The sequence below is a fragment of the Gordonia paraffinivorans genome, assembly GCF_900683595.1.
Lineage (GTDB): Bacteria > Actinomycetota > Actinomycetes > Mycobacteriales > Mycobacteriaceae > Gordonia > Gordonia paraffinivorans.
This window is the reverse complement of sequence record NZ_CAACYD010000006.1, coordinates 802,747-826,003: the sequence shown is the minus strand read 5'-3', so window position 1 is coordinate 826,003 and position 23,257 is coordinate 802,747. Positions and strand designations below refer to the sequence as shown.

Sequence of the window (23,257 nt, the reverse complement as noted above, 5' to 3'; positions counted from 1 at the left end):
GCTGCGGTGAGCAGTACCGAGAGTTTCGTCGCCGATCGTCCTTTCACCGTCGGCACCACCCTGCCCGGCACCCGGGGGCGCACCGGGGTGATCTCGACTCCCCACGGACAGATCCGCACGCCCGCCTTCATCCCGGTGGGCACCAAGGCCACGGTGAAGACCGTCCTGCCCGAGTCGGTCGCCGACCTCGGGGCGCAGGCGGTGCTGGCCAACGCCTACCACCTGTACCTGCAGCCCGGCCCGGAGATCATCGACCAGGCCGGGGGCCTCGGCAAGTTCATGAACTGGCACGGGCCCACCTACACCGACAGCGGTGGCTTCCAGGTCATGTCCCTCGGGGCGGGCTTCAAGAAGGTCATCGCGATGGAGGTCGGCAACCCCGACGACACGCTGACCGCGAACGGCCGCGAACGGCTCTCGCGCGTCGACGACGACGGCGTGACCTTCAAGTCGCATCTCGACGGGTCGGCGCACCGGTTCACGCCGGAGGTGTCGATGCGGATCCAGCACCAGCTCGGCGCCGACATCATCTTCGCCTTCGACGAGCTGACCACTCTGATGAACACCCGTGCATACCAGGAGAACTCGCTGGAGCGCACCCGGCTGTGGGCGATTCGTTGCCTCGCCGAGCACAACCGGTTGAGTGCCGAGCGCGCGCATCGCCCGCAGCAGGCGCTGTGGGGCGTGGTGCAGGGGGCGCAGTACGAGGACCTGCGGCGCAAGGCCTCCCGCGATCTCGTCGCGCTCAGCGAGGCGGACCGCGCCGCCGGTGGAAAGGGCTTCGGCGGGTACGGGATCGGCGGGGCGCTCGAGAAGCACAACCTCGGCACGATCGTCGGCTGGGTCAACGACGAGCTGCCCGAGGACGCGCCGAAGCACCTGCTGGGCATCAGCGAACCGGACGACATCTTCACCGCCATCGAGAACGGCGTGGACACCTTCGACTGCGTCTCGCCCACCCGCGTGGCCCGCAACGGCGCCATCTACTCGCTCGACGGCCGGTACAACATCACGAACGCGAAGTACCGCAACGACTTCCGTCCGCTCGATCCCGAGATCGAGAACTACACCTCGCAGTACAGCCGCGCCTACATCCATCACCTGTTCAAGGCGAAGGAGGGGCTCGCCGCGACTCTCGCGACCCTGCACAACGTGTCGTTCATCGTTCAGCTGGTCGATCGGGCCCGCCAGGCGATCGAGGACGGGAACTACGTCGAGTACCGCGACGAGTTCCTGCGTCGCTACTACGCCTCGAAGAAGGACTGAGCGTTCCGGACCCACCGGCGGATGTGGGGCGGGTCACGGAACCCGGCCGCGGTGCCGCACGTTGTCTGACCAGCGCAGACTTGCGCGACCGGTCGACGACTCGGCACCCTGTACGGGTACCCGAGCCCAGCGAGAGAGAAAGATGAGACGCGCCAAGCGCCGAAAACGCCGACGGCACCACCCGGCACACAGACCTGAATCGAGTCCCGACCCCGCGGCCGCCCGCGGGGACTCCCACCCTGACGCTCTCCTCGTCGCCGACGATCGGACGCTCTCGTGCTGACGATCGCAGGCATCGGCCTCGGGGTGCTGGTGGTCCTGCTGATCACCGCCCTGACCGGCTACTTCGTGGCCCAGGAATTCGGCTACATGGCGGTCGACCGCTCCCGCCTGAAAGCCCGCGCCGAATCGGGTGACCCCGCCGCCCGGCGCGCGCTCTCCGTCACCCGTCGCACGTCGTTCATGCTCTCCGGGGCCCAGCTCGGCATCACCGTCACCGGCCTGCTCGTCGGTTACGTCGCCGAACCGCTGATCGGCTCGGGGATCGGCGACCTGCTCGGCGAGGTCGGCATCCCGCTCGGCGTGGGTGTGGCGATCGGCACCGTCGTCGCGATCGGCTTCTCGACCGTCATGCAGATGGTCTTCGGCGAACTCTTCCCCAAGAACCTCGCGATCGCGCGCGCCGAGCCCGTCGCCCTGTGGCTGGCGAGGTCGACCACCGTCTACCTCGCTCTCTTCGGCTGGCTGATCGCGCTCTTCGACAAGGCCTCGAACCTGCTGCTGCGGGCCCTGCGGATCGAACCGGTGCACGACGTCGAGCACTCGGCCTCGGTGCGCGACCTCGAGCACATCGTCGCGGAGTCCCGCGACGCCGGCGAACTGCCCGCCGATCTGTCGGTCCTGCTCGACCGGGTTCTCGAGTTCCCCACGCGCACGGCCGAACACGCGATGATCCCGCGTCCGCACACCGACCACGTCGACGCCTCGGTCACCGCCGAGGAGTTGCTCGCGCTGATGGGCGGCGGACACACCCGCTACCCGGTCGTGGCCGGCCCCGGCGACGAGGTGCTGGGCGTGGTGCACCTGCACGATCTGCTCGACTGGTCGCACGCGATGACGACGACCCCGGCGCAGGCCGACCCGCATGCGACGGCCGGAAGCCTGTGCCGTCCGGCGGTCGTCGTGCCCTCGACACTGCCACTTCCCGAGGTGCTGGAGACCCTGTCCGACGCCGACGAGGAGATGGCGATCGTGATCGACGAGTACGGCGGCTTCGCCGGCGTGGTGACCGCCGAGGACATCGCCGAGGAACTGGTCGGCGAGATCGATGACGAACACGATCCCGAGACGTCCGCCGTCGTCGAGAAGACCGGGGACGGCTGGATCGTGCGCGGTGACGCCCACGTCGACGAGGTGTCGCGGGCGATCGGACTCGAACTGCCGGAAGGGGATTACGAGACCGTCGCCGGTCTGGTTATCGCCGTGTACGTCGGCCTGCCGCAGGAGGGGGAGACGGTGACCGTCACCATCGAACCCGACCCCGCCGCGATCCTCGACGACGAGGAGCCCGCCCCTCGGGTCGTCCGGGTGACGGTCCTCGAGGTCGACAAGCACGTCCCCGCACTCGTGTCCATGCGACCGGAGGCGGGCGAGGCCCGCGATCTCGTCGCGGGGGCCGGCGCAGGGCAGGAGGCCGACGATGAGTGACCCGTGGATCGTCGCGGTGCTCACGGTGGTCCTGATCGCCGCGAGCGCATTCTTCGTCGCCGTCGAGTTCGCCCTCATCGCGGCCCGACGCCACCGGCTCGAGGACGCCGCGGCGTCGAGCAGCAGCGCACGCGCCGCACTCCGCAGCGCGTCGGAGCTCTCGGTCCTGCTCGCGGGATCGCAGCTCGGCATCACCGTCTGCACCCTGGCGCTGGGTTCGGTCACCAAACCGGCTGTGCACCATTGGCTCACGCCGTTGTTCACCGGCTGGGGACTGCCCTACTGGTCGGCCGACATCGCGGGCTTCGTGCTGGCCCTGGTCATCGTGACCTTCCTGCACCTGGTGGTGGGGGAGATGGCGCCGAAGTCGTGGGCGATCGCGCACCCGGAGCGGTCGGCGATCGTGCTGGCCCTGCCGATGCGCGCCTTCATGTGGGTGACGCGCCCGGTGATCGTGCAGCTGAACCGTCTCGCGAACCGGTGCCTTCGGCGTGTGGGTGTCGAACCGGTCGACCAGGTCGCGGCCGGCCAGGACAGCGACGCGCTGCGGCACCTGGTGGAGCACTCGGCGACGGTCGGCACCATCGACGAGCGCTATCACGCCCACCTGACGAGCGCGCTGGAACTGGAATCGCTCACCCTCGGCGACGTGGTCACCCCCCGCGACCGGCTCGGCTCGGTCCCGCCGGCGGCCGGCCCCGCCGACATCCAGACGGCCGGGCGGACCTCGGGGCATCTGCGGCTGCTCGTGCGGGAGCCGGGCGGCGGAACCGTGCACGGAGTCGTGCACGTCCGCGACAGCCTGCAGGCCCCGGCCGGGACCACGGCCGCCGACCTGATGCGACCGGTCCTGCGGATCGACGCCGGCCGGCCGGTGTACGAGGCCCTGGCCGCCATGCGCGAACGCCGTGCCCACCTGGCGCTGGTCACCGACTCCGGTCGCGCGATCGGTCTGGTGACCCTCAACGACCTCCTGCAGCGGCTGCTGGCGACAGCGGCGTAGGGGGCGGGGTCAGTCCCACTCTCCCGGATGCAGGATCCAGGGAGTGCGGGGGAGTGCTGCGGGGTCGAAGCGCTCCGCGAGCGTGGGAAGGTCGGCGACCTCGCCGGGCGCGGCGAGCCCGAGCGACCGCGCGATGTGCGCCAGCACCCGCTCGGACGACACGCCCCGGGCCGCCAGGTCGGCGAGGGTCACCGCGCCGTCGCGCTTCGACAGGCGCACGTGTTCGGGGTTCAGCACCATCGGCACGTGCGCGTATGTCGGCGGCGTCGCGCCGAGCAGGGTGGCGAGGTAGGCCTGACGCGGGGCCGAGGAGAGCAGGTCGTCGCCGCGGACCACCTGGTCGACCCCCTGTGCCGCGTCGTCGACCACCACCGCGAGGTTGTAGGCCGGGGTCCCGTCGTTGCGCTGGATGACGAAGTCGTCGACCATCCCGGTGTAGCTGCCGTGGAGCAGGTCGGTGACGGTGAACTCGCTGGTCTCGGCGCGGATGCGGACGGCCGGGGGTCGACCCGCGGCGATCTTCTCGGCGCGCTGTGCGTCGGTGAGGTCGCGGCACGTACCGGGGTAGGCGCCCTGCGGCGCGTGGGGCGCCGACGGGGCCTCGAGGATCTCGCGACGAGTGCAAAAACACTCGAAGGTGCGCCCGGCAGAACGCAGTTCGTCGATGATCTCCGCGTAGATCGCGCGCCGGTCGGTCTGGTAGACGACCGGTTCCTCCCAGTCGAGGCCCAGGGCGGCGAGGTCGTCGAGCTGGCGCCGGTCGGCCCCGTCGACGGCTCGATCGAGGTTCTCCATCCGGATGAGGAAGCGGCGGCCGGTGGTCCGTGCGAACAACCAGGCGAGCACGGCGGTACGGAGGTTGCCGACGTGCAGGTCACCGGAGGGCGACGGGGCGTACCGGCCCGCTGCGTGCTGTGTCGACATCGCGTCGAGGGTACCGCTTCGGAGGCAGCGAATCCGGCGCGCCCGGGTCGGGCGATGAGAAACCGGGGCCTCGCCGGTCTGTCCCTCACGATGCACCCACCCGAGCATGACCATGCCGCGGCGGCCGCCGCGATGCCGGCCCGAATCGTTGCGCCCGCCACGAGATGTGAGGAACAGTGAACCCATGGATCTCCCGGTGATGCCACCCGTCGCCCCGATGCTGGCGAAGGCGGTCACCGCCGTGCCCCATCAGCCCGACGGCGAGACGGTCTTCTCGTACGAGCCCAAGTGGGACGGATTCCGGGCGCTCGTGTTCCGGGACGGGGACGAGGTCGTCATCGGCTCGCGCGGGGGCAAGGACCTGGCGCGATACTTCCCGGAGATCGTCGAGGCGGCCAGGGCCGAACTGCCGGACAAGGCCGTGCTCGACGGCGAGATCGGGGTGCCGGCGCTCATCTGCGGCACCCACCGTCTCGACTGGGACTCGCTCACCCAGCGCATCCACCCCGCCGAGTCGCGGGTGACCATGCTCGCCGAGAAGACGCCGGCGATCTTCATCGGGTTCGACGCGCTCGCGCTGGGCAACACCTCGGTGGCCGACGAGCCGTTCGAGGTCCGGCGCGAGGCGCTGCTGCGAGCGGTGGGGCGCCCCGAGCGCGATCGCAGCTTCCACGTCAGCCGGGTGACCACCGACCCGGCCGTCGCCGAGGACTGGTTCTCCGCATTCGAGGGCGCCGGCCTCGACGGCGTGGTGGCCAAGCGCCTCGACGGCCCGTACGTCGAGAACAAGCGGGAGATGCTCAAGGTCAAGCACAAGCGGACCGCGGACTGCGTGATCATCGGCTACCGGATTCACAAGTCGGGCACCGGACTCGGCTCCATGCTGCTCGGACTGTACGGCGACGACGGCGAACTCCGGATGGTCGGCGGCGCCGGCGCCTTCTCCGACGCCAAGCGGATCGAACTGCAGGAGATGTTCGAGCCGATGCGGCTCGACCCGGACAAGGCATCGCCCGGGGAGCCCACCCGCTGGCGGTCGGAGAGATCGGGGGAGTGGATACCCATCCGCCCGGAGCTCGTGGCCGAATTCGCCTACGACCAGATGGAGAAGCAGCGCTTCCGGCACACCGTGAAGTTCCTGCGCTGGCGGCCGGACCGCGACCCCGAGAGCTGTGGTTACGACCAACTCGAGGTCCCGCTCACCTACGACCTGCACGACGTCCTCGAAGGGGAATGACGCCCATGCCATCTCGTTCTCCCGCAGAAGAACTCGACGTCGACGGGATCGCCGTGCGTCTGAGCAACCCCGACAAGATCTACTTCCCCGAACTCGGCGAGAACGGCGGTCGCAAACGGGATCTCGTGGGCTACTACCAGACGGTGGCGCTCGGCGTCGACGGCGGAGGCGACGGCCCGCTGATGCGGGCGACGCGGGACCGGCCCACGTTCCTGCAGCGCTTCCCCGACGGCGTGGAGGGCGAGGAGATCTATCAGAAGCACATCGCCAAGAAACGGCCCGAGCACGTGCAGGCGACGCCGATCGTGTTCCCCTCCAAGCGAACCGCCGATGCCCTGCGCCCCACGGTCCCCGCGGACCTGGTGTGGGCGGCCAACCTCGGCACCGTCACCTTCCACACCTGGCCGACCCTCCACCCCGACAACGATCACCCCGACCAGTTGCGCATCGACCTGGACCCGCAGCCGGGGACCACATTCGACGACGTGCGCCGGGTGGCCATCGAGGGGCTGAAGCCGCTGCTCGACGAGCTCGGCTACAGCGGCTTCGTCAAGCTGTCCGGCGGACGCGGCATCCATGTGTACGTGCCCATCGAGCCGCTGTGGGATTTCATCGCCACCCGGCGCTGCGTCATCGCGATCGCCCGCGAACTCGAACGCCGCGACCCCGACAACGTCACCACGTCGTGGTGGAAAGAGGAACGCGGGGAACGCATCTTCATCGACTTCAACCAGAACGCCCGCGACCGGACGATGGCGGCCCCGTACTCGGTGCGGCGCAGCGCGATCGGGCGGGTCTCCACGCCGGTGACCTGGGCGGAGCTGGCCGAGGTGAACCCGGACGACTGCACGATGGCGACGGTCCCGAAGATGCTCGCCGAGCGCGGCGACCCGTGGGCCGACATCGCCGACCACCGCCGCGGGATCGAGAAGCTGCTCGAGATGGTCCACCGCGACGACGAGAACGGGCTGGGGGACATGCCGTATCCGCCGAGCTACCCGAAGATGCCGGGGGAGCCGCCGCGGGTGCAGCCGTCGAAGAAGGTCGCCTCGCACTGGGACGAGAAGGGCAATCGGATAGCGGACTGACCTCGCGGCCGCGATCACCGACGGGCCGAACACCGACGGGCCGAACACCGACGGGCTACGTGCGGAACACGAGCAGGACGACCAGGTAGATCACGTACAACGCCACGAACCCGATGCCCTCGAGCCGCGACACGCGCCGGCCGGAGACGAACACCGGGATGCAGAGCACGGCGACGGCGGTCATCAACGGAATGTCGACCCGGATCAGGTCGCTGGTCACCTCGATCGGCTTCACCAGCGCGGTCACGCCCAGGATGAACACGATGTTGTAGACGCTGGAGCCGATCAGGTTGCCGATCGCGAGGTCGCGGTCGCCGCGGATGGTCGACATCAGGGTCGTGACCAGTTCGGGCGCCGACGTGCCGATCGCGACGATGGTCAGGCCGATGAACGCCTCGCTCACCCCGAGGTCGGTCGCGATCGACACCGACCCGTCGACCAGCCAGTCCGCCGCCACCACCACCGCCGCGATGCCGCCGAGGAGTTCGAGGGCGCGCAGCCACAGCGGGCCGCCTTTCGCGGGTAGCTCCTCGGCGATCTCCTCCTCCACGGGGGTGGCCCGCTCCCGGAGTTCCGACCGGATCGCCGCGGCCGTGTAGCCGATGCCGAGGAGCAGGAGGATCACGCCGTCGATCCGCCCGAGCGAGCCGTTGAGGCTCAGCACCAGCATCAGCACCGCGCTGATCGACATGGCGGGCAGGTCGAGGCGCAGGGTCTGCTTCCCCAGGGCCAGTGGCACCATCGCCGCGGAGAGGCCGAGGATCAGCAGGATGTTGACGATGTTGGTGCCCGCGATGTTGCCGACCGCGAGGGGCCCGGCGTCGTTGAGCGTCGCGTCGATGCCGACCGCCAGCTCGGGCATGCTCGTCCCGACCGACACGATGGTGAGGCCCACGAGCAGCGGGGACACCCCGAGCCGGGTGGCGATCGCCGATCCGCCGCGGACGAGGAACTCCGCGCCGATGACGAGCCCGGCGAGGCCCGCGACGACCAGTCCTGCGTCTACGAGCATGCGTGCGCCCGACTCGTCAGATGCTGGGCTCGGTGGGTGTGCACCCGACGATCATGCGGCATCGGACGGCAGCGCGCCGCGCCGAGTTCGCGGGATCGGCGGTGCCGCCGGATCACCGATGCAGGGCCTCGGCCGCCCAGTTGGCGAAGGACTGCCAGCCGACGTCGGGGAAGCGGGCGTGCAGGGCCGGGATGTCGACCTCGTAGCCGCGATCGCCGAGGAAGGCGAACATCGCGCTCATGTCCGGGGACGGGATGCGTTCGGGATCATATGATTCCGCGATCACCCGGGTGCCGAGGACCTCGCCGGCGATCCGGGCCATCTCGTTCGGGGTGGGTTGATCGGAGGCGATCTCGATGCGCTCGCCCACGTGGTCGTCGGGTGTCGCGAACAGGCCGGCGACGAACCGGCCGAGGTCACGGCGCGAGAGTTGTTGCAGCGGTTTGTCGGCCGGCATCGCGATCGGCATGACCCCGGCGGCCAGCGCGTCCGAGCTCGCGAGCAGGTTGTCGTAGAAATACGCCGGGGCGACGACGGTGTGCCGGATGTCGGTGGCCGCCAGCATCTGCTCGACCTCGAACTTCGAGTCGAAATGCGGCACCCCGGTGCCGCGGTCGGCCGACGCCACCGACGAGAACACCAGGTAGGGAACCGACGCGGACGTCGCCGCCTCGATCAGCGCCCTGCCCTGCGCGATCTCCGCGGAGACCCCGGACTCGAACGGCGTCGTCATCGCGAACACCCCCGAGGCGCCGGTGAACGCGTCCGCGAGCCCGATGCCGCTGACGACGTCGCCGACGGCGATCTCGACTCCGCGCCCGGCCAGCGTCGCGGCCTTCGACGACACCGCATCGCGGACCAGGGCCCGCACTCCGAAACCGGCCTCGAGCAGCGCGTCGACCACGGCGCCGCCCTGGCCTCCGGTTGCCCCGATCACGACGACGGGAGAGGAATCGGACATGGCTTCGACCCTAATGCGGGTGACGCGGGTCGCAAGCGGTTTGGGCGAGCGGACGTCAGGCCGCTATCATCGCCAGCGTTGGAGGATTCGCCTAGTGGCCTATGGCGCTCGCCTGGAACGCGGGTTGGGTTAACAGCCCTCAGGGGTTCGAATCCCCTATCCTCCGCCGCGAGAGGTCCGCGGTGATCGTCACGATCGCCGCGGACCTTCGTCGTTTCTCGGGGTTTTCGCAGGTCGTGACGTTGGGGAAGGGTCGGTGTCGCACCCCTTCGAGCGCTCGCTACACTGGACGACGGATCCCGCGCGGCGTGCATCCTGTGAACTCCCCCAGGGCCGGAAGGCAGCAAGGGTCAACGGGCTCTCTCGGGTGCGCGGGGTCCCCTTATCTCCCATTCACATTTCTCTGGTCTGCGGCGTCGGAACCCCCGCATTTCGGCGTCGTGCCGCGAAAGGTCCTACGTTGAATTTCCACTCGATGAGTGCCGACCGACTTCGCGACACCCAGGCGGATCTGAAGAAGCGTTACGACGACCTCAAGGCGCTGGGCCTCAGGCTCGACCTCACCCGCGGCAAGCCGGCGCCGGAGCAGCTCGACCTCTCGAACGCGCTCCTGTCGCTGCCCGGCGAGGACTACCGGGACGGCACCGGCACCGACACCCGCAACTACGGCGGCCTCAAGGGCCTGCCCGAGCTGCGCGCGATCTTCGGCGAGCTGCTCGCCGTCGATCCGGAGAACCTCATCGCCTTCGGCAACTCCAGCCTCGAGCTGATGCACGACCTCACGGTCTTCGGGCTGCTGCACGGCACCCCCGACTCCGACGAGCCGTGGGGCCGCCAGAAGATCAAGTTCCTCTGCCCCGTACCGGGTTACGACCGGCACTTCGCCATCACCGAGAGCTTCGGCATCGAGATGATCCCGGTTCCGATGCTCCCGGACGGCCCCGACGTGCGCCTGTGCGCGGAGCTCACCGCCGGCGACCCGAGCATCAAGGGCATGTGGGCCGTGCCCACCTACTCGAACCCGACCGGCGTCACCTTCTCCGAAGAGGTCACCCGCGGGCTGCTCGAGATGCCCGCCGCGCCCGACTTCCGCATCTACTGGGACAACGCCTACGCGGTGCACACCCTGGTCGACGCGCCGCCGACCCCGCTGCCGGTCATCGAGATGGCGGCGCAGGCCGGTCACCCCAACCGCGTGTACGTGCTGGGCTCGACGTCGAAGATCACCTTCGCCGGCGGCGGTGTCGCGTTCTTCGGCTCGTCGCCGGAGAACGTCGCGTGGTTCTCCAAGTACCTCGGCTTCAAGACCATCGGCCCGGACAAGGTGAACCAGCTGCGCCACCTGCGGTTCTTCGGCGACGCCGACGGGGTGCGCGCCCACATGGCGCGCCACCGCGAGATCATCGAGCCGAAGTTCAAGATCGTGCTCGACATCCTCGAAGACCGGCTCGCCGAGTCGAAGGTCGCCTCCTGGTCGGAGCCCGAGGGCGGCTACTTCATCAGCCTCGACGTCATCGACGGCGCGGCCCGCCGCACCATCGAGCTGGCCAAGGAGGCCGGCATCGCGCTGACCGCGGCCGGCTCGGCGTTCCCGTACAAGGTCGACCCGCACGACCGGAACATCCGGCTCGCGCCGACCTTCCCGAACACCGACGACCTCCGGGCCGCGATGGACGGGGTGTCGACCTGCGTTCTGCTCGCGTCCGCCGAGACGCTGCTTGCACAGCAGTCCTGACCGGCCGACGCGACACGCCGTCGGCGAAACGCGGTGGCGGAGTTAGATTGATCTCATTGGCGGGCGAGCATCCCGGTATGCACCGTCTCTTATGACAGTCTTGTAAATCGTGAATCTGCCCAGGCCGGTTCTTCTCGCATCCGGGTTCGCCATCTTCGGGGTCGTCGCTCTGGCACTCCAGGATGTCGTCGTGCCCTGGGGAGCCCAGTTCTGGGGTCTGATGAACAATCAGATCGACCTGGCCGTCTACCGGCAGGGAGCGGAGGCGGTCACCGAGGGCGCGAACCTCTATGACGTGAAGATGATCGGCGACCTCGACTACACGTACTCGCCGTTCTCCGCGTTGCTCTTCACACCCTTGGCGCTGATCTCCTTCGACGTCGCGCGCTGGATCTGGACCATCGGGATCGTCGTGGCGCTCTACGCGGTGGTCATGCTCAGCTTCCGCGCCCTCTGCCGGACGCCGACCTGGCCGTTGCGGGTCGTCGCGATGTCGCTGGTCGCGGCGTCGATGCTGCTCGAGCCGGTGCGCACGACCATCTGGTACGGGCAGATCAACGTCTTCCTGATGCTGCTGATCCTGGCCGACCTGACGCGTCCGGACACTTCGCGGACCAAGGGTTTCGGCGCCGGCATCGCGGCGGGCATCAAGCTCACCCCGCTGATCTTCGCCGGGTACTACGCCGTCCAGCGGAACTGGCGGGCGTTCAGCGGCGTCCTCGGCGGGTTCGCGCTGACCGTGCTGGTCGGCTTCGCCGTGCTCCCGCGGGACTCCTGGGCGTACTGGACCGACAAGCTGTTCCAGTCCGAACGGGTCGGCTCCGCGCAGCTGCGCGGCAACCAGTCCCTGCGCGGGATGCTGGCCAACCACCTCGACACCGATCACCCGCCGACCTTGTTGTACGGAGGGCTGGCGCTGGCCACCCTCGTCGCCGGGTTCGCGGTCGCGACCTACGCCCACCGCAAGGGGCAGGAGCTGCTCGCGCTGAGCATCGTCGGCATGACCGCGTGCGTGGTGTCCCCGATGTCCTGGGGTCACCACTGGGTGTGGTTCGTGCCGGTCATCGTCATCGGCGTCCACCTGGCCCTCGACGCCCGGCTCGCCTCGGTACGCCGCGGACTCGCCGCGGCCGGGGCGATCGCCCTGTTCCTGATCGTGTTCGCGTGGCCGACGCACGTGCCCGAGCTGGTGCCCGACGCCTACTACACGGGCCTGTACGTGAAGACCCGCGTCACCTGGATGAACTGGTTCACCGTCAGCCCCTACCTCTGGTGCTACCTCGGAATCCTGGTCGCCGCCGTCGTCGCGCTGCGGGTGTCCGGGCGTCGTGGCGCGACGGCCGACCCGACCGCGCCGGTCATCGCGAAGGGCGTCGCAGCGGCCGTGATCGCCGACGGCGGCCTGCCCGCGGAACCGGCCGCGTCCTCGTCCGACGGCGATGGTCGACCGGTGGACGCGGGCACGCGGGATGCCGCCGCCAGGGGTGATGACCTGGTCGGAACGGCCGGCGAGCCGATGGCCGACAACCCGGACACGGGGGCCACCCCGGCAGTGTGAGGCAGGGTCCTCGGGTGTCACCGTCCGCCGGTACTCTCGACGCGTGGCTCTGTATCGCACCTATCGCCCGGCTACCTTCGCCGACGTCGTGGGGCAGGAGCACGTCACCGAACCGTTGAGCCGCGCCCTCGACTCGGGGCGCATCAACCACGCGTACCTGTTCTCGGGTCCGCGCGGTTGCGGCAAGACGTCGTCGGCGCGAATCCTGGCGCGGTCGTTGAATTGTGTCGAAGGCCCCACATCCCGTCCCTGCGGTGTGTGCGCATCCTGCGTCGCGCTCGCCCCGGGCGGCCCCGGCAACCTCGACGTGATCGAACTCGACGCCGCCAGCCACGGCGGTGTCGACGACACCCGTGAACTCCGCGACCGGGCGTTCTACGCGCCGGCCGAGTCGCGCTACCGCGTGTTCATCGTCGACGAGGCCCACATGGTCACCAACGCGGGCTTCAACGCGCTGCTGAAGATCGTCGAGGAGCCGCCGGAGCACCTGATCTTCGTGTTCGCGACCACCGAACCGGAGAAGGTGCTGCCCACGATCCGGTCGCGCACGCACCACTACCCGTTCCGCCTGCTCGCGCCGCCCGTCATGCGCGGCCTCCTGGAGAAGATCTGCGAGAAGGAGGGCGTGCGCGTCGCGCCCGAGGTCTACCCGCTGGTCATCCGCGCCGGCGGCGGATCGCCCCGTGACTCGCTGTCGATCCTCGACCAGCTCCTCGCCGGTGCCGACGAGGACGGCGTCGCCTACGAGCGCGCGCTCGCGTTGCTCGGCGTCACCGACATCGCACTCATCGACACCGCCGTGGAGGCGTTGGCCGAGGCCGACGGCGCCGCGTTGTTCGGCGCCGTGGAGAAGGTCGTGGACGCCGGGCACGATCCACGGCGATTCGCCGTCGACCTGCTCGAGCGCCTGCGCGATCTCATCCTGCTGCAGGCGGTCCCCGACGCCGCCGACCGCGGACTCGTGGAGGCGCCGGGTGATCAGCTGGCGCGGATGCAGTCCCAGATCGCCAAGCTCGGTCCCGCGTCGTTGACGCGGTTCGCCGAGATCGTGCACGACGCGCTCGGCGAGATGCGCGGCACCACCTCGCCGCGTCTCCTGCTCGAGGTGATGTGCGCGCGGATGCTGCTCCCGGCCGCATCCGCCGACGACGCCGCGCTGCTGCAACGACTCGAACGCCTCGAGTCCGGCGTCGGCACGACGTCGATCCCGGTGCCGCCGAAACCGGCCGAACCCGAACCGGAACCGAAGTTCATCCGGCCCTCGCAGCGCAAGGCGATGGAGGAGGCCAGGGCCGCCGAGGAAGCCCGGCGCGCTGCGGCCGAGGCCGCCGAAGCCGATGTGGCAGAACAGGTTCCGGCCGCGCAACCGATGCGGTCGGCACCCGACGCGCCGTCGGCGGAAGCCCGGCCGGTGCCGCCCGAGCCGACCGCCCCGCAGCCGGTCGCCTCGCAGCCGGTCGCGCCGCGGACCGCCGCGGAGCCGGCCGACGTCGCGCCGGCGGCCACGGCGGATGCTCCGGTCGCGGACGCGCCCGCCGCCGCTGCACCCGCCACCGCCGACGAGGACATGCTCGACGAGCTGGCGGTCGAACAGCCCGGTCTGGCCGACCCGGACCTCGAGCTCGAGGCCGCGGCGGAGATCGACGCCGACGACCCCGAGGTCCTGGCCGGGACCGACGTCCTGGCGGATGCGCTGTCCGAACTGGCCGTCGACGCGCCGGCGCCGGGCGCCGACGAGCCCGGCGCCGAGCCTGCGGGTGACGACGCCGCCGGACAGGTCGCGGAGGAAGCGGCCGTCGAGGACCTGACCGCGCCGCTGTTCGAGGAGCCGGCCCAACCCGCGGCCCGCAACGCGGGCACCCCGACCTCGCCCGAACCGCCGTCACGCCGGCCCGCAGCCGATGCGCCGGCGCCCGGCCCCGAGTCGCCCGGCCCCGAGTCGCCCCGCCCCGAGTCGCCCCGCCCCGAGTCGCGTGGCCCCGCAACCCGTGGCCCGGAGATCACCGGCACAGAAGCCCGAGGTCCCGAGCGCAGCGGATCCGAGACCCGGGCGCCGAAGCCGGCTCCTGTCCCGGAACCGGCACCGGCCGCCGATTACGACGACATCCCGCTGCCGGACGAGCCGGTCGACGAGTACTCGGTGCCGCCGCCCGATGCGATGCCGGCCCGACCCCGGCCGCCGGAGCCCGCGCGGACCCCGGAACCGGAACCCGAGCCGGCGCCGTCCGGCGGGCTCGACCTCGAGACGGTGAGCAAGCGCTACCAGGACATCCGCGCCGCGGTGCGGTCACGCTCCAAGAGCCTCGAGCCGATGCTGTCGGCCGCGGTCATCGTCGCGCTCGAGGGCGACACCGTGGTGCTCGCCCATCCGGTGGAGGTCCTGGTCGGACGTCTCTCCGCGCCGCACGCGGTCGCGATCATCCGAGAGTCGCTCGCCGAGGTCTTCGGCGTGCCGCTCGACGTCCGCACCGTGCACCAGCCTCCGGGAGCCGCCGCACCGGCGGGGGCCAGGGGCGGCGGACCGGCGCCGAGGCAGCAGCCCAAGCCGAAGCCGTCTTTCTCTCGGCCGAGCCGAGGGCGGAGCCAGGGTGCGCCCTCGGCCCCGGCGCCCGAGCCGCCGCCGGAGCCGGAGGAACCCGAGCCGCCACGCGCCGACGAGGACATCCCCGAGGACGAACGCGCGGAGATGGTGGCCGAGGCCCGGACCGCCAGCCCCGACCAACGCCTCGATCCCGATCAGGTCGCGCTCGAGCTGCTCAAGTCCGAGTTGGGTGCCCGGCCGATCGAGTGATCCGCCGGCCCGCGCGGTCGGCGTGGTAGAACGCTGAGATGGTGTTGTCATCTGCCCGGCGCGCAGCAATGGTCGCCGTGTCGGCCGCGATGGCGCTCGCGTTCTCCGCCGCATGTGCGGGCGCAACGCCGGGCGAGGAGCCCCCGGCGGCCGGGACACGGTCGGCGCCCGATACCTCGGGAGTTGTGCACTCGAGCCCGGCCTCGCCTGCGCCGCAGTCGTTCTCGCCGACCCCGCGGCCCGCCGTGGACGACAGAGCGCGGGCACTCGGCTTCGTCGACGTGCGTACCGCAGTGCCCGACGCGGTCGTCGATCTCCGGTACGCGACGCCGCGCAACTTCGTCGGTGAGCGGCTCTATCCCGCGAACGCACGGTGCCTCGTGCACGACTCGCTGGTACCCGGACTCCGCACCGCCGCCGAGAACCTGCGGGCACGCGGCGAGACTCTGGTGTTCTGGGACTGCTACCGGCCGCACTCGGTGCAGCAGCGGATGTTCGAGAAGGTCCCCGATCCGGCGTGGGTCGCCGCGCCCGGCCCGTACTCGACGAGCCACGAGTCGGGACGTTCGGTCGACGTCACCCTCGCCGCGCGGAACCCGAACTGCCCCGTGCACCGCCGCGTCGGTCCCGGTCTGTGCCTGGTCGACATGGGCACCGACTTCGACTCGTTCACCCCGAACGCCACCGCGTACGCCACGCAGGGGGTCTCCGCGTCGGCACAGGCGGCACGTGCGCGATTGCGAAAAGCGATGGCCGCCGGCGGACTCGAGGTCTACCCCGGTGAGTGGTGGCACTTCGACGGCCCCGGCGCCGACGTGCGGCGTCCGATCATCGACGTCCCGCTCGCCTGACCGCTCGTCCGGCGCTGGTCACGCCCGTCGCTGGGTGGCGTAGATGGTCAGCGTCCTGCCCCGGGACTCGGCGAAGTAGTCGGACCGGAAGCCGAGCGTTCCGTCGGGTCGGCGATCCAGCGTGATCTGCGACGTGACGCAGGGGCCGCTCGTGACCCGCTCGACCAGGCTGATCGTGTCACCCCGCCTCGACTCCTCAGACCAGGTTCCGGCACAAGGGATCTGGGGATACTCCACGGTGGCCCGCACCGGATTGGACCCCGCGAAGGTCACCACGACGTCGAAACCGCTGTCGTCACCGGTCACCGCCCCGCGCCAGGTCCCGGTCAACGGCGCGCCCGCAGGCGGATTCACGGTCGTGGGTTGGGGGACGGGGGCCGGCCGCCCGTCTCCGGGCGTGGGTTGCGCGACGCGCGGGGTCGACGTCGCCGGACCCGCACGGTCGTCGTCTCCCGTGCCGACGCCGTCGTCGACGCCCGCGTCGTGCACGGCGACGATGTTGGGGTGGTCGAGGCGGGCGGCGAGCTGCGCCTCGCGGCGGAACCGGTCGCGGAACGACGGGTCGGCGCCGAGGGCCGAGTCCAAGACCTTGAGCGCCTGGTTGCGGGACAGGCGTGGGTGGCGCGCCAGGTACACGGTACCCATTCCGCCGGAACCGAGTTCGGAGATGATCGTGTATCCGGCGAGGACGTCGCCTGCACGCAGCGAACCCAATTGGACTCCTCGTCTGTGATCGGGGCGGATACGCGACGGGACCGCACTCACACAGGCGTGGAGGCGGCCCCGTCGACGAGGTCGATCTGTCCCGTCAGGCGTTCCACCACGGACGCAGCGGCACCTGGTGTCCGCCGCGCTCGTCGAGTTTGGTCGCCAGCACGTGATGGAGCTGGATGATGTTGCGGTTGAAACCGATCCGGCATCCGGCCATGTACAGGCCCCACAGGCGGGCGGTTCCCTCGCCGACCTCGGCGACCGCCTCGTCCCAGTGCTCGACCAGGTTGGCGTTCCAGTCCCGCAGCGTCATCGCGTAGTGCTCGCGGAAGTTCTCCTCGTGGATGACCTCCATGCCGCCGATGTCCTGCAGCTTGGAGATGATCTTTCCCGAGCCGGTGAGCTCGCCGTCGGGGAATACGTAGCGGTCGATGAACGAGCCCGCCTTGGCGCGGCTCGAGTTGTCGGGCCGGGTGATGCAGTGGTTCAGCAGCATGCCGCCCGTGCGCAGCTTGTCGCGCATGAAGCCGAAGTACGCCGGGTAGTTGCTCACGCCGATGTGCTCGGTCAGGCCGATCGAGGAGACCGCGTCGAAGCCGGACTCGGTGATGTCGCGGTAGTCGCTGTGACGCACCTCCGCGAGGTCGCTCAGCCCCTCGTCGACGATGGCCTTCTGCGCCCACTCGGCCTGCTCGGCCGACAGCGTCGCGCCGAGCGCCTTCACCCCGCGCTTGGCGGCGTAACGGACCATTCCGCCCCATCCGCAACCGATGTCGAGCAGGCGGTCGCCCGGCTTGAGTCGCAGCTTCTCGAAGATGAGCCGGTACTTGTTCTCCTGTGCGGTCTCCAGCGACGCGTCGCGGTCGGGGTAGACGGCGCACGTGTAGGTCATCGACGGGCCGAGGACCCACTCGTAGAACGTGTTGGAGACGTCGTAGTGGTAGTGGATCACCTCGGCGTCGCGGGCCTTGCTGTGGCGCAGGCCCTCGGCGAAGCGGCGCCAGCGCGGGACGGCCTCCTGCGGCGGCGGGGCGATCGGCTTGAAGTGCTCGATGCCCAGCGACCGTGCGATCTGGGCGAGCTGCAGCGGCGACGGGCGGTGGAAGGACAGGTCCTCGGCCAGCGCCTTGAGCGCGGGGTAGGGGTCGCCCGGGTGTGCGCCGACCAGTTCGAGGTCGCCTGCGATGTAGGCGCGGGCCAGGCCGAGGTCGCCGGGTGCGGTGACGAGGTAGGTGGTGCCGCGCGGCGTCTTCAGGTTGAGGCCGTACTGGGCGTCGGCCGGGCCGGCGGTGCTGCCGTCGTAGGCCGAGATGCGGATGGAGAGGTTGCCGCCGAGGAGGGTCTCGAAGATCTCGGCGAGTGACATCTTGCCCGAGTGCGAGTCCGCACCGGCCGGTGCGTCCTTGAATGTCGTCATTGGCGTTTCACCGCTTTCGCATAGAGGTCCAGAAGGCGGCCGCGAGGGTCGTACCGCTTCTTCAGGAGCCGATAACTCTCACCGCCGTAGAGCTCGTCGAACTCGTCCGGCTCGTAGAAACTCTCGGAGTACAGCGACTTGTGGCCGTCGAGCTCGGCGACCTTGCGCTCGATGAGCCTGTTGGTGTGGCCCGGCTTGCCCGGGGTCACCGGCACCGCCGACCAGAAGCCGACGTTGACGTAGGTGCGACGCGGCTCCAGCGGGTACAGCGGCCAGGGGCGCACCGGGTCCGAACCCGGGAGAGCCGGCTCGCGAAGGCGCAACGGGCACAACCAGATCGGCTCGATCGGGATGTTCTCCAGGAACCACTCGATGTACTCGGTGGTGCGCTCGATCGGCACCTCGATGTCCTGGACGACCCGTTCGTTGGGCGGCAGGCCCTTGCGGGCGTTGAGCCGGTCGGCGATGTTGTACTTGTGGTCGTAGGCGATGAGCTTCCAGTAGAAGCTGCTGCGCAGGTACTTCTTCGGCCACCACCGGCGGATCTTCGGGTTCTGCGCGCCGAAAGCCCTTGAGCACCAGAACCAGTCGGTGTCCCAGCGCCACAGGTAGTCGTGGATGGTGAGACGGTCGGTGGTCTTGGACTGGATCGACCGGTAGTAGATGTCCTTCCCGGTGTAGTCGCTGACCGGGCCCTCCTCGTCGGTCTGGCGACCGAGCGTCAGATAGGACTCGTCGGCGGTGAACACGACCCCGTCGAGATAGTCCACGCGTTCGCCGTCGTAGGTCTTCTCGGTGACGATCCGGTCCATCGTCGCCTGGAGGTCGGCGATCGAGGTGAAGCGCACATGGCGGAGTGCGACAAACGGTTTGACCGGTTCGAGCTCGATCCTCAGGCGCACCGAGTAACCGAGCGTGCCGTAGGAGTTCGGGAACCCGTAGAAGAGGTCGGCGTGCTCGTTGGTGGGTGTGGCGGTGATGATCTCGCCGTCGCCGGTGAGGATGTCGATCTCCAGCACCGACTCGTGCGGCAGCCCGGAACGGAACGAGGTGCTCTCGATCCCGAGCCCGGTGACGGCGCCGCCCAGGGTGATGGTCTTGAGTTGCGGCACCACCAGCGGGGCCAGACCATAGGGGAGGGTCGCGGCCACGAGGTTCTCGTAGGTGCACATCCCCGCGACGTCCGCGGTGCGGTTCTCGGCGTCGACCGAGATCACCCGATCGAGCCCGGAGACGTCCAGCCCGGGATGTGGATTGGCTGCGCGCTTGCGGAAGAGATTGGACGTCTTCTTCGCCAGCCGCACTGTCGCGTTCGGAGGAATGGCACGATAACTGGCCAGCAGGGTGGACACCCCCTGGTCAAATGCCTCTCCCCCCATCTCCAGCCCAGAGCTCACCCGGCTAGCCTAGGACCTGATCAGTTCGCCCGCCAATCTTTGGTCCCGGAGGAGAGTGCAAACGTGCGCCAGATAACCGCATCGCAGTCGATCGACATCTCGGCCGCTCCCGATGCCGTCATCGGTGCCCTCGCCGACTACGCCGAGGTGCGTCCGGCGATCCTCTCCTCGCACTACCGCGACTACGAGGTCATCAGCGGCGGCAACGGCGACGGCACCGTCGTCCACTGGATACTGCAGGCCACCGAGAAGCGACAGCGCGACGTCCGGGCCGAGGTCAGCGTCACCCCCGACACCGTCACCGAACGTGACGCGAACTCGTCGATGGTCACCACCTACACCGTCGCGCCGTCGGGCAACGGCTCGAAGGTGACGGCCACCACCACCTGGAACGGCTCGGGCGGCATCGGCGGATTCTTCGAGCGCACCTTCGCGCCCCGGGCCCTCAACGGCATCCAGGCGGAGGTCCTCGGCAACCTCAAGAAGCGTCTCGAGAACTGAGCCGGCGCAGGCGCGGTCGGGCGCGACCCTCACCGCTCCCGATCCGGGACGGAGTCGACTCGACGCGGGTGGTGCTGCGGGCCGGTCCCGACACCACCGTCGGGGAGGCGCTGCTGCAGTCGCCGTCCCTCGCCGGACTCACGCCGGCGGACCTGCGCGCCCGGGCAGCGGCCGGTGAGATCGTCGACGCCGGCGGCCGGCCGGTCGACCTCGACGCTCCGTCGCAGGTCAACACCTCGATCTATCTGTACCGGGACCTGCCGGCGGAGGTCCCGATCCCGTTCGACGTGGAGATCCTCCACCGCGACGACAACATCGTCGTCGTCGACAAACCGCACTTCCTGTCCACGATGCCGCGCGGCAGGCACGTCACCCAGACCGCGCTGGTGCGGCTGCGGCGGGAGCTCGGCAGCGAGACCATCTCGCCTGCGCACCGGCTCGATCGCCTGACCGCCGGGGTGCTGCTGTTCACCCTGCGACCCGAGGTGCGGGCCGCCTACCAGGATCTCTTCGCCTCCCGCCGGGCGCGCAAGGAGTACCGCGCGCTCGCCCCCGTCGACGAGCGGCTCGCGGACACGGTCACCGTCTCCGACCGCATCGAGAAGACCGCGGGCGACCTGCGGGCCCGCGTCGTGGCCGGTCCGGTCAACGCGATCAGCGAGATCACCCTGGTCGAGCGGACCGCGCACGGCGGCGTGTACCGGCTGGTGCCGCACACCGGCCGCACCCACCAGTTGAGGCTGCACATGGCCTCGCTGGGGGTGCCGATCGTCGGCGACCCGCTGTACCCCGAGGTCCGTCCCGAACTCGCCGAACGTCCCGACCACGGCGACTTCTCCGAACCGCTGCGGCTCGTCGCGCACGCTCTCGAGTTCACCGACCCGATCGACGGCACGCACCGGCGGTACGAGAGCCGGCGGTCGGTGCTGCCCGAGAACCGTCCCTGAACTCCGCCCTCCAGCGCTCAGCGGATGCCCCATCGCCATCCGCTCCTTCCCGGGGGTGCTTTTCGGGGGGGTCCATTCGCGGGCGGGAGCGATTCACGGCAGCGGCCGAGGATCTACCCTGGCCACCGTGAGCATCCGAGCGTCCTACGAGCGGCACCCCGACCTCGGGTGTGAGGCCGTCGTGTTCATCGACGACGAGTCGATGGCGTGCTTCCAGATCCAGCGGGATCTCACCGGCGGGCCCCGGGCCGACGAGCACTGCGTGACCACCGGGGCGAGCGCGCCGGTCTACGGCGGCATTGTCGAGTGGCGCCGGGTCGACGACCGGTTCGAGTTCTCGCTGACGCCCCGCGCGGGCCGTCTCTTCGGCGACAGCGTGCTGTCCTTCGAGGTCAGTCCGGTCGACGACGCGACCGTCGACGACATCGCCGCGCATGTCGACCGACTGTTGCGCTGACCCGGCGGCTACGCTGGACACCGTGACGCAACCTTTCGATCCCAGCGCATTGTTCGGCGGCGGCCAGGGCGGCGAGAACCCCATGGCAGGTCTGCTCGCCCAGGCACAGCAGATGCAGGAGAAGCTGCTCGCCGCCCAGGACGAGATCGCGTCCGCCGAGATCGTCGGTAGCGCGGGCAACGGCCTGGTCGCCGTGACCGGCAACGGCACCGGCGAGGTGACCAAGGTGTCCATCGACCCGAAGATCGTCGACCCCGACGACGTGGAGACCCTGCAGGACCTGCTGCTCGGCGCGCTCGAGGACCTCTCGCGCAAGCGTGAGCGGCTCGCCAGCGAGAAGATGGGTCCGCTGGCCGGAGGTCTCGGCGGCGGCATCCCCGGGCTCGGCGGCTGAGCCGGCCCGCCCGACGCTGACGACTCACTTCCGACGACTCCCGAACGAAACCCGGACACCACGCGATGTATGAAGGACCGATCCAGGATCTGATCGACGAACTGGCCAAGCAGCCGGGTCTCGGTCCCAAGGGCGCGCAGCGCATCGCGTTCCACCTGCTCGCGGGGGAGAAGTCCGAGATCGATCGACTGATCGCGGCGCTCGGCCGGGTCCGCGACGACGTGATCTTCTGCGCCGAATGCGGCAACGTCGCGGCGAACCGGCTGTGCCGGATCTGCTCCGACCCGCGCCGGGACGCCACCAAGATCTGCGTGGTCGAGGAACCCAAGGACGTGCACGCGATCGAGCGCACCAAGGAGTTCACCGGGCGCTACCACGTGCTCGGCGGCGCGCTCGACCCGTTGTCGGGCATCGGCCCCGACCAGCTGCGCATCCGCGAGCTGCTGCGCCGTCTGGGCAACCAGGCCGACGGCGTCGACGTCACCGAGGTCATCGTCGCGACCGACCCCAACACCGAGGGCGAGGCCACCGCGACCTATCTGCAGCGCATGCTCAAGGACTTCCCCGGTCTGTCGGTGACGCGTCTGGCATCGGGCCTCCCGATGGGCGGCGACCTCGAGTTCGCCGACGAGCTCACCCTGGGCCGGGCACTCTCGGGCCGGCGCGTCCTCGCCTGAGCCGGGCGATGACCTCGTCGCTCAGGCCGCACGCCGCGGTCGTCGAAACCCGTCTGGACGACCTCGCCGATCAGCTCGACGCCGGGATCGTCGCCGTCGACGGCCCGTCGGGCGCGGGCAAGTCGACGGTCGCCGACCAGCTGGTGGAGCGTCTGCGGGCTCGCGGGACCGGGGTGACGCTCGTGCGCACCGACGACTTCGCGACCTGGGACAATCCGGTCGCGTGGTGGCCCGAACTGGAGGCCGACATCCTGCACTCGTTCGTCCGACGCCGCGACTACCGCTACCGTCCGAGGGTGTGGCACGACGGGGTGGCGACCCCCGGCCCGGCGGTCTGGGTCGAGTGGCAGCCCCTGCTCATCATCGAGGGCGTGTCGTCGGCGCGCCGGCGTATCGCCGAGCGTCTGACGCACGCCCTGTGGCTCGACGGCGGCACCGCCGAGGAACGCCTCGAACGCGCGGTGGCACGCGACGGCGAGACGTCCCGCGAGCACCTTCGGCAGTGGCAGGAGTTCGAGCGCGGCTGGTTCGCCGTCGACCGAACCCGCGAGCGTTGCGTGGTGCTCGACCGTCCGTGAGATGCGGTCTGTGACACCGGTCTGCGACATCGGTCTGGGGCGGTC

General features: G+C 70.1%; 20 protein-coding genes, 1 tRNA gene, 1 other RNA gene and 1 pseudogene. 17 read left to right on the top strand and 6 right to left on the bottom strand.

Going from position 1 to position 23,257, the window contains the following annotated elements; translation table 11 throughout:
- The first annotated feature begins 6 nt into the window (after window positions 1-6).
- The 3 genes from tgt to E1P53_RS10745 all read left to right on the top strand — a co-directional run bounded on the left by tgt (window position 7) and on the right by E1P53_RS10745 (window position 3,976).
- Window positions 7-1,266 (top strand): tRNA guanosine(34) transglycosylase Tgt, encoded by a 1,260-nt coding sequence (tgt, locus tag E1P53_RS10755; RefSeq protein ID WP_006901182.1) that lies wholly within the window; start codon window positions 7-9, stop codon window positions 1,264-1,266.
- Between the two features lie 276 nt (window positions 1,267-1,542).
- Window positions 1,543-2,973 (top strand): hemolysin family protein, encoded by a 1,431-nt coding sequence (locus E1P53_RS10750; RefSeq protein WP_109239875.1) that lies wholly within the window; start codon window positions 1,543-1,545, stop codon window positions 2,971-2,973.
- Entirely contained in the window at window positions 2,966-3,976 is a 1,011-nt protein-coding gene (locus E1P53_RS10745) for a hemolysin family protein (RefSeq protein ID WP_131734291.1), read from the top strand. The genes E1P53_RS10750 and E1P53_RS10745 overlap by 8 nt, the downstream gene beginning before the upstream one ends.
- Before the next feature lie 9 nt (window positions 3,977-3,985).
- On the opposite strand, the gene gluQRS is transcribed toward E1P53_RS10745, so the two are convergent.
- Window positions 3,986-4,900 carry a tRNA glutamyl-Q(34) synthetase GluQRS gene (gluQRS, locus tag E1P53_RS10740; RefSeq protein ID WP_131734290.1) on the bottom strand — a complete coding sequence of 305 codons (915 nt, stop codon included), beginning with the start codon at window positions 4,898-4,900 and terminating at the stop codon, window positions 3,986-3,988.
- A 184-nt stretch (window positions 4,901-5,084) separates the two neighbouring features.
- Between gluQRS and E1P53_RS10735 the strand changes: the two genes are divergently transcribed.
- Window positions 5,085-6,137 carry an ATP-dependent DNA ligase gene (locus tag E1P53_RS10735; protein WP_131734289.1) on the top strand — a complete coding sequence of 351 codons (1,053 nt, stop codon included), beginning with the start codon at window positions 5,085-5,087 and terminating at the stop codon, window positions 6,135-6,137.
- A gap of 5 nt (window positions 6,138-6,142) precedes the next feature.
- Window positions 6,143-7,225: a DNA polymerase domain-containing protein gene (locus tag E1P53_RS10730; RefSeq protein WP_131734288.1), complete on the top strand. Its 1,083-nt coding sequence runs from the start codon at window positions 6,143-6,145 to the stop codon at window positions 7,223-7,225.
- A 55-nt stretch (window positions 7,226-7,280) separates the two neighbouring features.
- Here E1P53_RS10730 and E1P53_RS10725 read toward each other — a convergent pair whose 3' ends face one another.
- Both E1P53_RS10725 and E1P53_RS10720 read right to left on the bottom strand, forming a co-directional pair.
- Window positions 7,281-8,237 carry a calcium/sodium antiporter gene (locus tag E1P53_RS10725; protein ID WP_006901176.1) on the bottom strand — a complete coding sequence of 319 codons (957 nt, stop codon included), beginning with the start codon at window positions 8,235-8,237 and terminating at the stop codon, window positions 7,281-7,283.
- Window positions 8,238-8,349: 112 nt separating this feature from the next.
- Window positions 8,350-9,198 carry an NmrA/HSCARG family protein gene (locus E1P53_RS10720; protein WP_006901175.1) on the bottom strand — a complete coding sequence of 283 codons (849 nt, stop codon included), beginning with the start codon at window positions 9,196-9,198 and terminating at the stop codon, window positions 8,350-8,352.
- 80 nt (window positions 9,199-9,278) lie between these two features.
- On the opposite strand from E1P53_RS10720, the gene E1P53_RS10715 reads away from it, so the two are divergent.
- The 6 genes from E1P53_RS10715 to E1P53_RS10690 all read left to right on the top strand — a co-directional run bounded on the left by E1P53_RS10715 (window position 9,279) and on the right by E1P53_RS10690 (window position 16,133).
- A tRNA-Ser gene (locus tag E1P53_RS10715) sits at window positions 9,279-9,364 on the top strand.
- 125 nt (window positions 9,365-9,489) lie between these two features.
- Window positions 9,490-9,584: signal recognition particle sRNA small type (gene ffs / locus E1P53_RS10710), an RNA gene on the top strand.
- Between the two features lie 74 nt (window positions 9,585-9,658).
- On the top strand, window positions 9,659-10,933 hold the full coding sequence (locus tag E1P53_RS10705) for an aspartate aminotransferase type Ic (protein WP_006901174.1): 1,275 nt from the start codon (window positions 9,659-9,661) through the stop codon (window positions 10,931-10,933).
- Window positions 10,934-11,042: 109 nt separating this feature from the next.
- Window positions 11,043-12,491 (top strand): glycosyltransferase 87 family protein, encoded by a 1,449-nt coding sequence (locus E1P53_RS10700; RefSeq protein WP_131734287.1) that lies wholly within the window; start codon window positions 11,043-11,045, stop codon window positions 12,489-12,491.
- A gap of 43 nt (window positions 12,492-12,534) precedes the next feature.
- A complete protein-coding gene (locus E1P53_RS10695) occupies window positions 12,535-15,282 on the top strand; it encodes a DNA polymerase III subunit gamma and tau (RefSeq protein WP_131734286.1) in 2,748 nt (915 codons plus the stop codon).
- Between the two features lie 38 nt (window positions 15,283-15,320).
- Window positions 15,321-16,133 carry a M15 family metallopeptidase gene (locus E1P53_RS10690; protein ID WP_131734285.1) on the top strand — a complete coding sequence of 271 codons (813 nt, stop codon included), beginning with the start codon at window positions 15,321-15,323 and terminating at the stop codon, window positions 16,131-16,133.
- 462 nt (window positions 16,134-16,595) lie between these two features.
- On the opposite strand, the pseudogene E1P53_RS21160 reads toward E1P53_RS10690, so the two are convergent.
- The 3 genes and pseudogenes from E1P53_RS21160 to E1P53_RS10675 all read right to left on the bottom strand — a co-directional run.
- Window positions 16,596-16,847 (bottom strand): annotated as a pseudogene (locus E1P53_RS21160) (protein kinase domain-containing protein); the annotation flags it as partial.
- Between the two features lie 94 nt (window positions 16,848-16,941).
- Window positions 16,942-18,261 carry a class I SAM-dependent methyltransferase gene (locus E1P53_RS10680; RefSeq protein ID WP_006901642.1) on the bottom strand — a complete coding sequence of 440 codons (1,320 nt, stop codon included), beginning with the start codon at window positions 18,259-18,261 and terminating at the stop codon, window positions 16,942-16,944.
- Window positions 18,258-19,640: an FAD-binding oxidoreductase gene (locus tag E1P53_RS10675; RefSeq protein ID WP_131734553.1), complete on the bottom strand. Its 1,383-nt coding sequence runs from the start codon at window positions 19,638-19,640 to the stop codon at window positions 18,258-18,260. Before E1P53_RS10675 ends, E1P53_RS10680 begins: the two co-directional genes overlap by 4 nt.
- An 81-nt stretch (window positions 19,641-19,721) precedes the next feature.
- Here E1P53_RS10675 and E1P53_RS10670 point away from each other — a divergent pair, with 81 nt between their 5' ends.
- The 6 genes from E1P53_RS10670 (at window position 19,722) to E1P53_RS10645 (ending at window position 23,212) form a co-directional block, all read left to right on the top strand.
- Complete coding sequence (locus E1P53_RS10670; protein WP_006901640.1) at window positions 19,722-20,159, top strand: SRPBCC family protein; 438 nt, start codon at window positions 19,722-19,724, stop codon at window positions 20,157-20,159.
- Between the two features lie 68 nt (window positions 20,160-20,227).
- The gene (locus E1P53_RS10665) at window positions 20,228-21,106 is read left to right on the top strand and encodes a pseudouridine synthase (protein ID WP_006901639.1); all 879 of its coding nucleotides are present in this window, start codon (window positions 20,228-20,230) and stop codon (window positions 21,104-21,106) included.
- 127 nt (window positions 21,107-21,233) lie between these two features.
- The gene (locus E1P53_RS10660) at window positions 21,234-21,563 is read left to right on the top strand and encodes a hypothetical protein (RefSeq protein WP_006901638.1); all 330 of its coding nucleotides are present in this window, start codon (window positions 21,234-21,236) and stop codon (window positions 21,561-21,563) included.
- Window positions 21,541-21,957 carry a YbaB/EbfC family nucleoid-associated protein gene (locus E1P53_RS10655; protein WP_006901637.1) on the top strand — a complete coding sequence of 139 codons (417 nt, stop codon included), beginning with the start codon at window positions 21,541-21,543 and terminating at the stop codon, window positions 21,955-21,957. The genes E1P53_RS10660 and E1P53_RS10655 overlap by 23 nt, the downstream gene beginning before the upstream one ends.
- A 65-nt stretch (window positions 21,958-22,022) precedes the next feature.
- Complete coding sequence (gene recR, locus E1P53_RS10650; RefSeq protein WP_131734284.1) at window positions 22,023-22,634, top strand: recombination mediator RecR; 612 nt, start codon at window positions 22,023-22,025, stop codon at window positions 22,632-22,634.
- Between the two features lie 8 nt (window positions 22,635-22,642).
- Entirely contained in the window at window positions 22,643-23,212 is a 570-nt protein-coding gene (locus E1P53_RS10645) for a uridine kinase family protein (RefSeq protein ID WP_109239862.1), read from the top strand.
- The last annotated feature ends 45 nt before the right edge of the window (window positions 23,213-23,257 follow it).

Bases quoted from the DNA above. Each gene is read 5' to 3' on its own strand.
- E1P53_RS10745 (WP_131734291.1), top strand. From the start codon at position 2,966: ATGAGTGACCCGTGGATCGTCGCGGTGCTCACGGTGGTCCTGATCGCC.
- gluQRS (WP_131734290.1), bottom strand. From the start codon at position 4,900: ATGTCGACACAGCACGCAGCGGGCCGGTACGCCCCGTCGCCCTCCGGT.
- E1P53_RS10735 (WP_131734289.1), top strand. From the start codon at position 5,085: ATGGATCTCCCGGTGATGCCACCCGTCGCCCCGATGCTGGCGAAGGCG.
- E1P53_RS10730 (WP_131734288.1), top strand. From the start codon at position 6,143: ATGCCATCTCGTTCTCCCGCAGAAGAACTCGACGTCGACGGGATCGCC.
- E1P53_RS10725 (WP_006901176.1), bottom strand. From the start codon at position 8,237: ATGCTCGTAGACGCAGGACTGGTCGTCGCGGGCCTCGCCGGGCTCGTC.
- E1P53_RS10720 (WP_006901175.1), bottom strand. From the start codon at position 9,198: ATGTCCGATTCCTCTCCCGTCGTCGTGATCGGGGCAACCGGAGGCCAG.
- E1P53_RS10690 (WP_131734285.1), top strand. From the start codon at position 15,321: ATGGTGTTGTCATCTGCCCGGCGCGCAGCAATGGTCGCCGTGTCGGCC.
- E1P53_RS10680 (WP_006901642.1), bottom strand. From the start codon at position 18,261: ATGACGACATTCAAGGACGCACCGGCCGGTGCGGACTCGCACTCGGGC.
- E1P53_RS10675 (WP_131734553.1), bottom strand. From the start codon at position 19,640: ATGGGGGGAGAGGCATTTGACCAGGGGGTGTCCACCCTGCTGGCCAGT.
- E1P53_RS10655 (WP_006901637.1), top strand. From the start codon at position 21,541: ATGTCGACCGACTGTTGCGCTGACCCGGCGGCTACGCTGGACACCGTG.
- recR (WP_131734284.1), top strand. From the start codon at position 22,023: ATGTATGAAGGACCGATCCAGGATCTGATCGACGAACTGGCCAAGCAG.
- E1P53_RS10645 (WP_109239862.1), top strand. From the start codon at position 22,643: ATGACCTCGTCGCTCAGGCCGCACGCCGCGGTCGTCGAAACCCGTCTG.